Source organism: Micromonospora sp. MA102 (assembly GCF_025460765.1).
GTDB classification, from domain to species: domain Bacteria; phylum Actinomycetota; class Actinomycetes; order Mycobacteriales; family Micromonosporaceae; genus Micromonospora; species Micromonospora halotolerans.
The window spans coordinates 58,653-73,451 of record NZ_JAMWEG010000021.1 but is presented as its reverse complement, the minus strand read 5'-3'; the positions used below and the strand labels follow the sequence as shown (position 1 = coordinate 73,451).

The following is a 14,799-nucleotide window of genomic DNA, read 5'->3' as shown; positions in this document are numbered from 1 at the left end:
GCGTGCCTCGTTGAGTCGGCTTCGAGGACGATGGCACCACGTCACCGGGCCGTCGTGGATCCCGCCCCAACAGGCATGGCCGTGCCGGTGACATCCCGGACGGCCTGCATCGTTTGAAGATCGCATGCTTGCCGTGGGGCCATCCTGGACCTCACCGACGGTGGCCGCACCCCGCGGCGCAGGACCTCGTTCTCCTGCTCCAGCAGCCTGATCCGCTTGCGCGCTTCGCGCAGCTCGACCGACTCACCGCTGACCGTCCCGGGCGTGGCACCGGCGTCGATGTCGGCCTGACGCAGCCACTTGAACAACGTCATCGGGTGTACCCCGAAGTCCTTGGCGATCTGCTCGACGGTCACTCCCGTCTCACGGTTACGGGCGACACGCACGACGTCATCGCGGAACTCTCGGGGGTAGGGCTTGGGCACAGCGACATCCTCCGAGCCTGCCCACAGGGCAAGCCATCTCAGATGTCACCTATCGGTGCAGCAGACCCCAACTTGCCGACTTCTGCCGGTGCCCTACCGCGACGAGAAGGGCGCGCCAGCGGGGATGTGAGGTTGTCAGAAGCTGTACCGCCGCAAGGCTCGGTTGCGATGAACCTAGCAAGCCTTCCTGCCATTCCGTGTGCCATCGGCCCACCCTCCAAGGGGGCGGTGGTCTGCTCGGCCCAGCCGGCACCGGCAGCCGAGACCATCACGGTCGATCCGCCGGCTCCCGCAGGTCCGGCCTCGATTTCGCACCAAGCCCGCGCTGAACCGCACGCCCGGCGCCGGTCCCGTGGTGGCGGCGTCCCTGGCCGGTGGTCGGCGTTGTAGCGTCCACCGCCGCAGCGGCCCCATCGGGACAGTGGCCTGGTATGCGGTTCACGCGCGCGTCGATCCCAACCGCGACATCGGCGCGCTGGTCGTGGCGCATCCGGCCGACTCGACTCCCACCACGCCTGCCGGCTGGCGCGGGGCGGGCCGATGACCGTCATCCCTGGCGCAGCCCGGCCTCGGGTCAGCCGCTCCGGAGTCCCGAGGCCGAGATGCCGGCTGCTCGGATGCTCATGTCCCGGGCCGAGCGCCGCTCGGTGCCGTTGGGCGCGGTTCAACGCCGTTCAGTGCACCCGGCTGCTCCCACCCTGCTCCCCGGTCTCGGGCCCTCGAGACCGACGGCACTGATCGGTTGAACCGGCCTCGTGTTGGGCAGGCCGACGCCCGTGTGAACGCCGGTTACGCCGTACTGGGGCCCTCCACTTCGACACGGGCGCTGCCCGGAGGTCAGCGCATTCCGAGGCTCCCAAACCGCTCCTCCGGGTATACGCCAGCCCGCTCGCCGAGCCGACCGCAGCCGCCCAAACTGCCCGAGGCCTGAGATGCCAGGCACCCAGACGGATCAGGAAGGCGTCGCCGACGGATCCGACGGAGGGGTCGATGCCAGCGGAAGCGCCTTCCGAGTCATCCTCGGCCTCCTACGGGTACGTCGTGATTACGACGTGCAGGTTGCGAGGGCCGTGGACGCCCTCGACCCGGTTGAGTTCGATGTCGCTCGTGGCGGAGGGTCCGCTAATCCAGGTCAACGGCCGGTGCGGATCGACCCGGGCGAGGGCGTCCGGCACGGTGGCGACGACCTGGTCAACCCGCAGTACGCAGACGTGCACGTCCGGCACGAGGCTGATGACCCGGCGTCCCTGGTCTGGAGCGGCGTCGAGAATGATGGTGCCGGTTTCGGCGATGGCCACTGCTGCCGCGGTGACCACCCCGTCCATGTCGTCGATCTGCTCCGCGGCGTGGTTCTCGTCGGCCGTCGCCGCGACGGTGGCGGGCAGCCAGTGCCGGGGAAGTCCGGACGGGATCACGACGCGCCGGCCGCCGAGAACCTGGTCGACGACCTGCGCTACTTCGTTGTCGGCGCATCTGTGTACGGTCGCCCGGTAGTCGGTGAGCCGGCGCACCAGCACCTCAAGGTCGACGGCGGCGCCAGCCGACCGAAGGTCCCGGGGGACCGCAGCCGGAGCCGGTGGCGGCTCGCCGAGGGCTGCACGGATTCGGCCGAGGATGAGCTCGCGTGCGTTCACCGTTCGGCCCACCACTGGCGGAACGTCTGCCGCGGTGCGGCCGGGATGTCCCGGCTGGTGGTCCAGCCGTTCAACGGTGGTGGTAGGGCGCGGCCGGCCAGCCGGCCGAGGCGCGCGGTGCGCTGCGCGGCCGCGTACAGCGCCGGGTGGTCCATGGTGTATGCGGCTGCGGCCATGGCGATCGCCTCACTGCGCGGATGGGGTGCCTCGCTACGCAGGTGGACCAGGATCGACGGGATGTCGATCATGACGGGGCAGGCGTCGTAGCAGGCGCCGCAGAGCGACGAGGCATACGGCAGGGAGGCGTTGTCTGCGACGCCGGTGAGTTGCGGGGAGAGCACCGCCCCGATGGGCCCCGGATAGACCGACCCGTACGCGTGCCCGCCGGTGCGCTCGTAGACGGGGCAGACGTTGAGGCAGGCGGAGCAGCGGATGCAGTGCAGCGCCTGCCGGCCCACCGGGTCGGCGAGCACGGCGCTGCGCCCGTTGTCCAGCAGCACCAGGTGAAACGCCTGCGGTCCGTCGCCGGCGGTGACGCCGGTCCACATCGACGTGTACGGGTTCATCCGCTCCCCGGTCGAAGCCCGAGGCAGCAGTTGCAGGAACACCCCGAGGTCCGCCCAGGTGGGGATCACCTTCTCGATGCCCATCACGGTGATCAGGGTTTCCGGGAGGGTCAGGCACATGCGCCCGTTGCCCTCGGACTCGACCACGGCGAGGGTGCCAGTCTCGGCGACGGCGAAGTTCGCCCCCGACACCGCCACCCGCGTGGACAGAAACGTTTCGCGCAGGTGCCGGCGCGCCGCGGCTGCCAGCGCGGCCGGCTCGTCGGTGAGGTCGCGGTCGACGCCGGGCATCGCCCGCAGGAAGATCTCCCGGATCTCCGCCCGGTTACGGTGGATCGCCGGCACCAGGATGTGGCTGGGCCGGTCCCGGCCCAACTGCACGATCAGCTCCGCCAGATCGGTCTCCACCGGGGCGATCCCGGCCGCCTCGAGGGCCTCGTTGAGACCGATTTCCTGCGTGGCCATCGACTTGACCTTCATCACCTGGTCGGCGCCGGTGGCCCGGACCAGGTCGGTGACGATCCGGTTCGCCTCCACCGCGTCGGCCGCCCAGTGCACGGTGCCGCCGGCCGCGGTGACCGCCGCCTCCAACTGCTCGAGCAGCTCGGGCAGGCGGGCCATCGTGTCGGCCTTGATCGCGGCACCGGCGGCGCGCAGTTGCTGCCAGTCCGGCACCTCACCGATCACCGCGCCGGACTTGGCGCGGATCGTGCTGGTGGCGTGCCGCAGGTTGCGGCGTAGCTGCGCGTCGCCCAATGCCCGCCGGGCGGCGACCGGGAACGGCTCGTCGCCGCGCAGGTGCCCCACGCCGGCCGGGGCGGTCGCCGGCATGCCGAGGAACGTCCGGGTCATGGCCGCACCCCCAACCGGTCCCGCTCCCCCGCCGTCTCGCTGCCCTCCGTGCTGGCCAGGATCTCCGCCAGGTGCACCGTCCGCACCCCCGCCCGCAGCCGGGACAGCCCGCCGCCGATGTGCATCAGGCAAGACGCGTCCCCGGCGGTGCAGACATCGGCGCGGGTGGCCAGGACGTTGCGCATTTTGTCGGCCAGCATGGCCGTGGAGGTGTCGGCGTTCTTCACCGCGAAGGTGCCGCCGAACCCGCAGCACTGCTCGGCCTGCGGAAGCTCCACAAGGTCCAGACCGCGCACCTCGCGTAGCAGCCGCAACGGCCGGTCCCCCACCCGGATCATCCGCAGTGAATGGCAGGTCGGGTGGTACGTCACCCGGTGCGGGAAGTACGCCCCCACGTCCGTCACCCCTAGGACGTCGACGAGCAGTTCGGACAGTTCGTAGGTGTGCCGGGCCACCTCCTCCGCCCGGCTGGCCAGCCGCTCGTCCCCCGCCCGGCGGGCCACCATCGCATGCTGGTGCCGCACCGACCCCACACACGAACCCGAGGGCGCCACCACCACGTCATACGAAGCGAACACCCGCACGTGCCGGCGCACCAGCCGCAACGCCTCCTCTGGATAGCCGGTGTTCACATGCATCTGCCCGCAGCACGTCTGATCAGGCGGGAAGATCACCTCGTGGCCGAGGCGCTCCAACAGCCGTACCGTCGCCTTCGCCGCCTCGGGGAAGAGCGTGTCCGCGAGGCAGGTGACGAACAGGGCGATACGCATGCTCAGCCACCTATCTGCTCCATGGCAGCCCGCCAGGCCGCCCCGCCCGACGCCCGGTGTGCCGGAGCTCATCCGAGCCCGTCCTGAATCGTTTCATGTCCTGGCTTGGACCGTAGGGGGAGGCATTCGCGAGCGTCAAGGCTTTCCCCAGGATTTCTTGCCTGTTGCTGGACCGAGTCCGTGGCATGTTCGAGACCCTCCCGCTTCAGGGCGACCCGGGCGCCGGCCACCCAGGACCGGGTCGATGAAACGTTTTAGGCGCTATAGACTGCGCGTCACCAGCCGGTCGAACCGGTTCCGGCCGGTGCCCGTACAGCTGCGGACACTGCGCCCGCACCGGCGGCGGGCCCGCAACCCAGCCCGAGCGGTCGAGGGGAGCTATGGCAACGGCGAACATCAAGCAGGTAGCCCGGCACGCCGGCGTCTCCCTCGGTACCGTCAGCAACGTGCTCAACCGGCCCGACACGGTTGCCCCCGCGACCCGGCAGCGGGTACTCGATGCCATCACCGAACTCGGCTACGTCCGCAACGACTCCGCTCGCCAGCTGCGCGCCGGCCACAGCCGCACCGTCGCCATCGTCGTGCTGGACGTGGCCAACCCCTTCTTCACCGACCTGGTGCGCGGCGCCGAGCAGGTGGTCGAGGACGCCGGTGCCATGCTCGTCGTCTGCAACAGCGGCGAAGACAGCGCCCGGGAACGCCGGCACCTGGACCTGCTGCAGGAGCAGCGGGTACGGGGGGTGCTCATCACCCCGGTCGGCCACGGGTCCCAACCCCACCTGGACATGCTCATCGACCGCGACATCCCGGTGGTGCTCGTCGACCGGGGCACGGGTCAGGCCAGCCGCTGTTCGGTGGCCGTTGATGACGTGCGCGGCGGGCGGCTGGCCATGGACCACCTGCTAGAGCGGGCCCACCGCCGCATCGCATACGTTGGCGGCCCGTTCTCCATCGCCCAGGTCGCCGACCGGCACGCCGGGGCCGCGGCCGCGCTCGAGGACCACAGCGACGCCGAACTGCGGGTCGCAACCACCACCAGCCTCACCGTGGCCGCCGGACGGCACGCCGCCGAGGACCTGCTGGCCCTGCCCGCCCTGCAGCGACCCACCGCCGTCTTCTGCGCCAACGATCTGATCGCGCTCGGCGTGCTGCAGGAGATGACCGCGCGCGGTCTGCGGGTGCCCGCCGACGTGGCCATCGTCGGCTACGACGACATCGAGTTCGCCGGTGCGGCGGCGGTGCCGCTGTCCTCGGTGCGTCAGCCCCGCGAGCAGCTCGGCCGTACCGCGGCCCAACTGCTGCTGGAGGAGGCATCCTCGGGCGAGACACATCGGCACCGGCACGTGGTGTTCCAGCCGGAGCTGGTCGTACGCCAATCGAGCGACCAGCCCCGCCGCTGACCCACGAGCGCGCCCACGATGGCGCGGATCGCGGTCCCGGCGTCGTCGGCGCTCCCGCACTGCGGCGCCGGCCGCGCTCCTCGCGTGGCCGGCGCCGTCGATGTGCTTCAGGCGGTCGGCGCGGAACTGCTCACGAACCGCCAGGTACCGGAGCCCACCGTGTGCACCAGGTAGCCGTCCGCCATCCGCCGGGCGGTCACCAGCCCGCCGGGCGACGCCTCGACATCCTCGGCGCGCGCCGCCGGTACGTGCACCTCGGCGGTGGCGCCGACCGGCACCTGCACGGTCAGCTCGAACGCACCCTCCTGGAGTCGCCAGGCCGACGACGCCCGGCCGCGGACCGTGTCGACCGCCGCCGACGCGGCGGACAGCTCGGCGCGGGCGTCCGGGCGGACAACGATGCTCCCCCAGCCGTCGGCGATCGGGCGTAAGCCGGCCACGTGCTGGTAGAGCCACTGCACAACCGTCCCATGGAAGTAGTGCTGCCGGGAGCGCGTCGACGTGGGCCACATCTCCCACATCGTGTCGGCGCCGTTGTCCACCCAGTAGCCCCAGCTCGGATACGTCCGCTGCAGCGCCACGCGGGCTGCCACGTCGGCGTGGCCGCGCTCGGTGAGCACCGGCAGCAGGACGCTGGTGCCGAGGCAGCCGGTGTTGAGGTGCCAGCCCCGCTCGCGGATGTCGGCGACCAGGTTGTCCACCACGGCGCCGACCAGATCGTCGGGCACCAGTCCGAATGCCAGCGGCACCGCGTTCGAGGTCTGCCGGTAGCCGGGGTCCCGGGCGGTGCGGTACAGCCCGCGCGCCCGGTCCAGGAAGGTCTCGTTGAGCCGGTCCCGCAGCCCGGCCGCCGCCGTCCGGAACCGGGCGGCCTGCGCGTCCTGGCCGGTCAGCTCGCCGACCTCGGCCGTGGCCACCAGCGCCCGGTACAGGTAGGCGGTGGCGGTCAGGCGGGTGTCCTCCGGCGGGTTGCCGCCGGTGCCCGGCGACAGGTAGTCCCCGAGTGCCGTCACCGCCAACCCGTCGCGCAGCCGGCCCAGCTCCCACTCCAGGTAGTCGTTCACCGGCTCCCAGTGCTGCCGCAGCAGCCGGTCGTCGCCGTACCACCGGTGCATCTCGCGCAGTAGGAACGGGTAGACGGTCGTCCACTCCGGCGCCGGGGCCAGCTCCTGGTAGCCCCAGCCTCCGCTGGGCACGATCACCGGCACCTGCCCCGAGGAGACCTGGCTGTCGCGCAGGTCGCCAAGCCACTTGGTGAAGAACCGGGACAGGTCGAGCAGGCCCGCCATGGTGGGCGCGGCCACCTGCGCGTCGCCGGTCCAGCCGTTCTTCTCGTACATCGGGGTGTCGGTGGGGATGCCGTGCAGGTTGTTGCGCACTGTGCGGCGCATCATCCGCTCGAACTGCTCGAACAGCGGTTCGCTGCAGTGGAACTCGCCGACGTCGCGGACGTCGGAGTGCACCACCTGCATGGTGACGGTGCCGGTGGTGGCCGCGCCGGGCAGTCCGTCGAGTTGGACGTACCGGAAGCCCTTGTAGGAGAAGCGGGGCTCCCACACCTCCTCGCCGCCGCCCCGGGCGACGTACTCGTCCTGCTGGAATCGGGCGGTCAGCACGTTGCCGTTGGCTGCCTCGACGGTGCCGTCGGCGCGCAGCTTCTCGCCGTACAGGATGCGGATCGTGGTGCCGGCGGGGGCGGTGACGTTCAGCCGGACCCAGCCGGCGGTGGTCCGGCCGAAGTCGGCCACCCAGACGCCGCCGGTCGGCGAGGTGAGCCTGACCGGGGCGACGGACTCGACCACCCGGATGGGTTCGTGCTCCTGCGCGCGCACGGTGCCGGCCGGGGCCTCCAGGACGCTCGCCTTGTCCCATTCGGAGTCGTCGAAACCGGCCGTTGACCAGCCCGCCGGCTCCCGCCGGGCGTCGTAGGTCTCTCCCTCGTAGAGGGAGTTGGAGAGGGTGGGGCCGTCGCTGACCCGCCAGGCGTCGTCGCTGACGATCTCGGTACGCGACCCGTCGGGGTGGTCGACGACGAGGCGGGCGAGCAGCCGGGGCTCCCCGTGCCACGGCGGCTGCTGCCAGCGCCACACGTTGCGGGTGATCATGCCGTAGAAGCCGCGGCCCAGTTCCCCGCCGAGGACGTTCTGCCCCTCGGTGAGCAGATCCGTGACGTCGTGGGTCGCGTAAAGCACGGTGTCGGCGTAGTCGGTGAACCCGGGGTCCAGCACCGCGTCTCCGACCCGCTTTCCGTTCAGGTGCAGCACCTGGTAGGCGAGGCCGCTGGCGTACAGCCGGGCCCGGGCCACCGGTTTGGTCAGCCGGAACGCGCGGCGCAGCACCGGTGCGGGCCGCTCCTGCACCGGCGGTTCGATGCCGCTGCCCCACGGCCCCTGCCCGTACGGGGCGAGCACCACCACGGGCGACCAGCCGCCGTCATCGTGTCCCGGCTGCTCCCACCCGGACTCGAGGGTGCCGGTGGTCCGCCAGCCGGCGGCGGTGACCAGCACCAACTCCTGGCTGTCGGCGGTCCGGACGACGAGTTTCGCGATGAGGCCGCCCGGGTTGACTGACGGGCCGGGCCGGTTGGTGGCGATCACGGCCAGCACCAGGTCGCCGCCGACGGCGCCCCGGGCCAGTTCGGTGACGTCCGCGACCCGGCCGGTGCGCCAGCCGTCGGTCTGCTGGGGCGCGGAGAGGGTGAGCTGGCCGGCAAGGTAGACGGTGAAGTCGTCGTCGGCGCTCATGATCAGCCGGGCGGAGGTGACGTCGAGCCCGGCGGGCAGGGCCAGCCTGCCCCGGAACCAGCGCGGGCCGGCGGGAGCGTTGTTCACCGTCGCGCCCGGACCCCAGACCCACGACGCACCGGCCAAATCCAGGGCGTGCGGCTGCGGCACCGTGACGTTGCTGCTCCATGGTCCCTGCCCGTAGGGGGCGAGCACCGCCACCCCGGCCCAGCCGGCGTCGTCGTAGCCGGCCTCCTGCCAGCCGGGCTGCTCGGTGTCGCTGCTGCGCCAGGAGCCGTCGGTCACCAGCACGAGCCGCTCGCCGGTGGAGGTGACCACGACCAGCTTGGCGAGCAGGCCGGCCGGGTTGACCGTGGCCCCGGGCCGGTTGACGGCCACCGCCGCCAGGGTGAGCGTACGGCCGGCGGCGGCGCGGGCCAGTTCGGTGACCTCGGCCAGTTTCGCCTTCTGCCAACCGTCGCTCTCCTGTGGGGCGTGTAGCACCTGTCGCCCGTCGAGGTAGGCGGCGAAGTCGTCGTCCGCGGTGACGACGAGGTACGCGACCGCGATCTCGACCCCGGCGGGAACCGCCAGCCGGCCGCGGAACCAGCGGGCACCGACGGGGGCGTTGCTCGCGGTGGCCCCCGGGGACCAGATCCACGAGGCGCCGGCGACGTCCAGCGGGGCGTCCGCCACGTCGGGCTTGGCACCGACCCAGCGGGCCGCGCCGAAGCCCTCGTCGAGCAGGCCCGTCTCGAACCAGGTGGGGGTACTCCACCCGCTCTCCCGGCCGGCACCGTCCCACAGCCGGACGGTCCAGTGGTAGCGGGTGCGCGGGGCCAGCCTCGGCCCGTCGTAGGCCACGCCGACGGAGCGAGGCGAGACCACCCGGCCCGAGTCCCAGACATCGGCCGTGTCCGAGGTGAGCCGGTCCGGGCTGGTGGCCACGAGCACCTGGTACGCGCTCTGGGTGGCGCCGTGGCCGGGGGCGGTGCCGGTCCAGGAGAAGCGGGGCTGCGCGACGTCGGTGCCAAGCGGGTGGTCGGCGTACTCGGTGCGCGGACGGCCGACCGCGAGCGGCCCGGCGCCGGCGCCCGGAGGCGGGGCGGCGGCGGCCGGCGCGGCGGTGGTCGCGCCGAGCGCGACGGCTCCCGCGCCGGCGACGCCCCAGCCGAGCAGTGACCGGCGGCTGAGTTCCGTCCCCTGTCCAGGAACCGGTGGTGGTGTCTGCGCCATGGGCGTGCTCCTTGCAATGGTGGTGGGGCGGTCAGGACGGCAGGGGCGCGGACCAGACGTCGGCGACGGATGGGTCGTAGCCGTCCCCGGCGTCGCGGAAGCGCACCCGGACCACGCCGTCGCGGGTCTGGTCAGGCAGGTCGACGACGAACTGGTAGCTGACGGTGCCCGCGCCGCTCTCGGTGCGCTGCCAGGAGCGGGCGTGCGCCACCACGCCGTCGACGACGATCTCGTAGTCCTTCAGCTGTGCCTGGTCGTACGTCTCGACGGCGCGCAGCACGAACGGTTGACCGGGTGCCACGGCGAGGTCGAACTCGAACCAGCCGCCCGGGTAGCTGACGTTGGTGTAGCGGCGGGTCAGCCCGGCCTCGGTGTTGGTGCCCGAGTGGGTCGAGGCGGTCAGGTGGTGCGCCTGCTCGGATGCCGAGTCGCCGAGGTCGACGTGGTCGTACGCGTCCGGCGGCGGATTGGTGAACCGGACCGAGACGGCGAGGGTGCGCCGTTCCGCGTCGGTGACGCCGGTGGCGATGGTGACCTGCGCGGGCCCTTCGGTCACCGCGATCGGTGCGGTGAGGACGGCCGACACGGTGGTCTCCGCGCCGGCGGCGAGGTCGTACCCGGCGGTGGCCGGCGCCGCCCGCCAGCCGTCCGGGCCGGTGGTGGTGAGCTGCCCGGACACCGGCACCGTGGCCCGGTTGCGCAGCAGCGCGGTGACCGTGTTGGTGGCGCCGGGCGCCACGGCGGCGGGGGTCGCGGACGCCGACACGACGACCACCGCCGGAGCGGTGGTGATCGTGCCCGCGACCGGCAGCGTCGCGGTGCCGCCCTCGTGCCGATAGCTGGCGGACCCGTCGACGGAGACGGTCGCCGGGGCCTGCCCGGCGGGGATGCGCAGGTCGTAGCGGTGGGCCGCGGTGGCGCCGGGGGCGACGGAGGTGGCCTGGTCGCCGACCGGCGTCGCCGTCCAGCCCTCGGGTACGCGCAGGGTGGAGGTCACCCCGGTCAGCGGCTTCGTGCCGCCGTTGGTGACCGCGACGGTCGCGGGTACGACGTCGCCGGGCAGCCGCTCACCCACCGGCAGGTCGAGCTTGACGACCGCGCCGATCAGGTCCGACGAGGCGGCGGAGAGCAACTGGTCGACCCGGGTGAGCAGGGCGGTGAATCGCTCGGCGTTCGCTGCGGCGACCCGACCGGCCTTGACCTGGGTGCGCAGCCAGCGGTCCAGGTCGGCGGCGGTGGCCAGGGCCCGGTGCACGCGGGTGGCGGCGTCGGTGGCGTCGCCGGCCAGGTGCGCGGTGCGCGCCGCGGCGGTCTCCTCGCTGAGCTTCCCGAGCTGGGCGTTCAGGTGCGCGACGACCGGCTGGCCCAGGTCGTCCGCGAGGTCGTCGGTCAGCGTCGCGAGCGCCTGCACCGCGTCGGCGGTGTCGCCGAGCTCGCCGAGCACCCGGTCGACGGCGAAGGAGTAGGAGCCGGATCCGATCTCGTAGACGGCGACGTCGCCGTCCATCCGGACGAACCGCACGCTGTCGGCCGTCTCCGCCGGTCGGCCGCCCTCGGTGACCGCGTGCCGGCTGGGCGTGGGGATGCGGACGGTCGCGGTGGTGTTCGCCGGGACGGTGAGGCGAAGCTGCATGTCGCCGCGGGCGTCGAGGCTCCAGTCGCTGCCGATCGTGCCCTGCGCCGACCGGTACGACGCGCGCGCCGAGGTGAGGCCGCCGCCCGGCTGGGGCGCGAAGGTGAGGTGGCTGTAGCCGGGGTTGGCGGAGTCGGGTTGGATGCCGGCGACGGTCTGGTACATCCAGTCCCCCACCGCACCGTAGGCGTAGTGGTTGAAGGAGTTCATCGACACGTCGCCGAAGCTGCCGTCCGGCATGATCGAGTTCCAGCGTTCCCAGACGGTGGTGGCGCCCCTGGCGATCTCGTAGCCCCACGACGGGTAGGTGTCGTTGAGCAGCAGCCGGTAGGCGACGTCGAGGTGTCCGGTGTCGCTGAGAGCTGGCAGCAGGTCGGGGGTGCCGAGGAAGCCGGTGGACAGGTGCCAGTCGTGCCGGCGGACGTTGGCGACGAGCTTGTCGGCGGCCTTCGCGCGCAGCGGTGCCGGCAGCAGGTTCATGCCGATGGCCAGCACGTACCCGGTCTGGCTGTCCCCCTGGACGGTGCCGTCGGCCGAGACGTACGTGCCGACGAAGGCCTGGGCGATGTCCGTGGCCAGCGCCGCGTAGCGGGCGGCGTCGGCGTCCCGGCCGATGGCGGCGGCCATCTCGCCCAGCAGCCGGATGCTGTGGGCGTAGTAGGCGGTGCCGATGACCCCCGCGGGCGTCGGGTCGTTGAGGTTGAGCCAGTCCAGGTACGGGCCGGCGTTGGGGCGCCGGTTGCCGGAGCTGGTGCTCTGCAGCCAGGACGCGTACCGCACCATCGACGCGTATTGCTCCTCGATGACCCGCGTGTCCCCGTAGCGTTGCCACAGCGTGTACGGGACGGTGATGCCGGCGTCGCCCCAGCCGGTCGCGCCGTCGCCGCAGCAGGCGCGGGGGGCGACGTCCGGGTACGCCCCGTTGGCCGACTGCGCGTCGCGCAGGTCCTGCAGCCACTTGGTGAGGAACGTCAGGCTGTCCATGTTGAACGTCGCGGTCTCGGCGAAGACGTTGATGTCGCCGGTCCAGCCGAGCCGCTCGTCCCGAGCCGGGGTGTCGGTGGGGATGGACAGGAAGTTGCCGCGCTGGCCCCAGGTGATGTTGCTGTGCAGCTGGTTCACCATTGCGTTGGAGGTCTCAAACTCGCTGGTGAGCGCCCCGTCGGTGTGCATGACCAGGCCGGTGACCGTGGCCAGGGTGGGGGTGCCCGGGTAACCGGTCAGCTCGACGTAGCGGAAACCGTGGAAGGTGAACGTCGGCTCGTAGACCTCGGCTCCGCCACCGCGCACGGTGTAGCGGTCGGTGGCCTGGGCCGAGCGGAGGTTCGCGGTGTACGCGGTGCCGTCGGGGTTCAGTACCTCCGCGTGCCGAATGCGGACCGTGGTGCCGGCGGGGCCGTCGACCGTCAGCCGAACCTTGCCGACCATGTTCTGGCCGAGGTCGAAGATCCAGGTGCCGGGGGTGGGCTGGGTCAGCGTCCGGGCCGGCAACTCCTGCACCACCCGCACGGGCGGGTCGGCCTGAGCGACGACCGGGCCGGTGGCGGCGGGGTCGTCCACGGTGGCCGGCGACCAGCCGGCGTCGTCGAAGCCCGGGGTGTCCCAGCCGACGGGCAGCCGGCGCGCGTCGTACGTCTCGCCGTGGATCAGGTCGCTCTGCAGGAACGGCCCGGGCGTGGCGCGCCAGGAGCCGTCGCTGCGGATCGTCTCGGTGCGCCCGTCGGTGTACTCGACGATCAGTTGCGCGCCGAGGTGGGGCCGGGAGCCGTAGTGGTCGGTGCCGAAGGAGGCGATGGTGCCGGAGTACCAGCCGTCGCCGAGCAGGGCGCCGAGCGCGTTGTCGCCCTGGCGGAGCTGGCGGGTCACGTCGTACGTCTGGTACTGCACTCGCTTGCTGTAGTCGGTCCAGCCGGGCGCCAACTCCTGGTCGCCGACCCGTTGGCCGTTGAGCGAGAGCCGGTAGACGCCGAGCGCGGTGGCGTAGATGCGGGCGCGGGCGATCTCCCCGTCGACGCGGAAGCCGCGACGCAGCAGCGGGTTCGCGTCCAGCGCGGTGAGCATCGCCTCGGTGGTGCCGGTGACCCGCAGCCCGCCGGCCGTGGGGGTGCCGCCTCCGAACGGGTTCTGGCCATCGGTGAGCAGGGCGGTGAAGAGGGTGTCGGTGCCGCGGGTGACGGAGAAGTCGGAGAAGACGCCGGTCTCGGCTCCGTCGGTGCGCAGGCCGACCGAGCCGCCCTGGTGCCGGGTGTCGCGGGTGACGTCGACCTGGGTGCCGTCGACCCAGGTGGTGATGGTGTCGCCGGCGGCGGTGATGCGCAGGGTGTGCGGGGCGGTCAGCTTGTCGGCCGGCACCACCGCGTCGAGGGGCACCTCCTTGAGCACGCTCCACGCCCCGTTGACCCGGGCGTGCGGGCGCAGCTTCGCGGTCCCGCCCGTGATCGAGAACTGCCACATGTAGGCGTTGGTCGGGCCGTGGGCACGCAGGTAGATCCCGGCCGCGTCGCGTTCCAGGCGCACGGTGGTCTGCACGGTGTAGTCGGTCCAGGACTCGGTGGGGGGCGGCAGCCCGATCCAGTCGGCGCGCCAGCCGTCGGCGCCGCCGAGACCGGTCTCCCACGAGGCGGGGGCGCTCCAGCCAGAGGTACGGCCCGTGGTGTCCCAGACCCGGACCTGCCAGACGTAGCGGGTGCGGGGTTGCAGCGCCGGGCCGGCGTACGGGACGAGGGTGCTCTGCTGGGAGGTGACGCGGCCGCTGTCCCAGACGTCGGCGTCGTCGAGGCGGGCCTGGCTGGTGGCGACCCGTACCTGGTAGGACTCCTGGAGCACGCCCCGGGCGGCGGACTCGATCCGCCAGCCCAGACGGGGCTTGGCCACGTCGAGTCCGATCGGGTCGGTGGCCCGTTCCGTGGTCAGGCCGACCGCCGCGAGCTGGAGGGCCGATGGTTCGGCGGCGGCCGGGGCCGCCGTCACCACGGTCGGCGTCAGCCCGAGGAACAGGGCGAGGAGCGCGGAGAGCACCGGTCGGCGCCGCGTCGTGAGCGTCATGGTCCTCACCCTTCTGTGCGGCGGTCCCGCACCGAGGTTTCGCAGGGTGTCCCGAGGGGACGGGGGTCAGCGGGGTTGGGCGGCGGTGTCGGCGAGCGGCTGGACGCTGGACCGGCGGGAGCCCGCCTCGAACACGGCGCGGCCGTTCTGGGTTCCGACGAAGGAGGCCCTGGCCAGGACCACAGGGCTGGGGTTGGGGCGCGCGGCCGCTGCGACCACTGTCTTTCGGCGCGGCAGCAGCGGCTGGGTTCCGGAAGTCCGAGGTGTCACGGCTGCCTCCGCGCGGGTCGTGAATCGATTCAGAACGCTACGTGCTTATGTTCCTCGGGTGAAGAGATCCTTCGTGGCCGGATCCGGACACGAAGGTCGGCGCCGGCTAGCGGGGCGCTCGAGACGGGGTGCGGCGTCGCGCCACTCCCTCGACCAGCGCGCCCGCTGGTGACCGGGTCGGTCACCAGCGGGCGCTTTCGCCTCCCCAGGACGACTCGGCGGAGCGTCAGCGGATGATCCGGACG

7 protein-coding genes are annotated in these 14,799 nt (G+C 72.5%); 1 reads left to right on the top strand and 6 read right to left on the bottom strand.

Going from position 1 to position 14,799, the window contains the following annotated elements; genetic code table 11:
- Window positions 1-41: 41 nt before the first annotated feature.
- The 4 genes from NFX44_RS29060 to NFX44_RS29045 form a co-directional block, all read right to left on the bottom strand.
- The gene (locus tag NFX44_RS29060; protein WP_262286794.1) at window positions 42-425 is read right to left on the bottom strand and encodes a transposase; all 384 of its coding nucleotides are present in this window, start codon (window positions 423-425) and stop codon (window positions 42-44) included.
- A gap of 1,028 nt (window positions 426-1,453) precedes the next feature.
- Window positions 1,454-1,936 (bottom strand): LUD domain-containing protein, encoded by a 483-nt coding sequence (locus NFX44_RS29055; RefSeq protein ID WP_315974649.1) that lies wholly within the window; start codon window positions 1,934-1,936, stop codon window positions 1,454-1,456.
- A gap of 119 nt (window positions 1,937-2,055) precedes the next feature.
- A complete protein-coding gene (locus NFX44_RS29050) occupies window positions 2,056-3,477 on the bottom strand; it encodes a lactate utilization protein B (RefSeq protein WP_262286792.1) in 1,422 nt (473 codons plus the stop codon).
- On the bottom strand, window positions 3,474-4,247 hold the full coding sequence (locus tag NFX44_RS29045; protein WP_262286791.1) for a (Fe-S)-binding protein: 774 nt from the start codon (window positions 4,245-4,247) through the stop codon (window positions 3,474-3,476). Before NFX44_RS29045 ends, NFX44_RS29050 begins: the two co-directional genes overlap by 4 nt.
- Before the next feature lie 380 nt (window positions 4,248-4,627).
- Here NFX44_RS29045 and NFX44_RS29040 point away from each other — a divergent pair, with 380 nt between their 5' ends.
- On the top strand, window positions 4,628-5,647 hold the full coding sequence (locus tag NFX44_RS29040) for a LacI family DNA-binding transcriptional regulator (protein WP_262286790.1): 1,020 nt from the start codon (window positions 4,628-4,630) through the stop codon (window positions 5,645-5,647).
- Window positions 5,648-5,754: 107 nt separating this feature from the next.
- On the opposite strand, the gene NFX44_RS29035 is transcribed toward NFX44_RS29040, so the two are convergent.
- Together NFX44_RS29035 and NFX44_RS29030 are read right to left on the bottom strand one after the other, a co-directional pair.
- Entirely contained in the window at window positions 5,755-9,606 is a 3,852-nt protein-coding gene (locus NFX44_RS29035) for a glycoside hydrolase family 78 protein (protein WP_262286789.1), read from the bottom strand.
- Between the two features lie 31 nt (window positions 9,607-9,637).
- Window positions 9,638-14,284: a family 78 glycoside hydrolase catalytic domain gene (locus NFX44_RS29030; protein WP_262286788.1), complete on the bottom strand. Its 4,647-nt coding sequence runs from the start codon at window positions 14,282-14,284 to the stop codon at window positions 9,638-9,640.
- Between the last annotated feature and the right edge of the window lie 515 nt (window positions 14,285-14,799).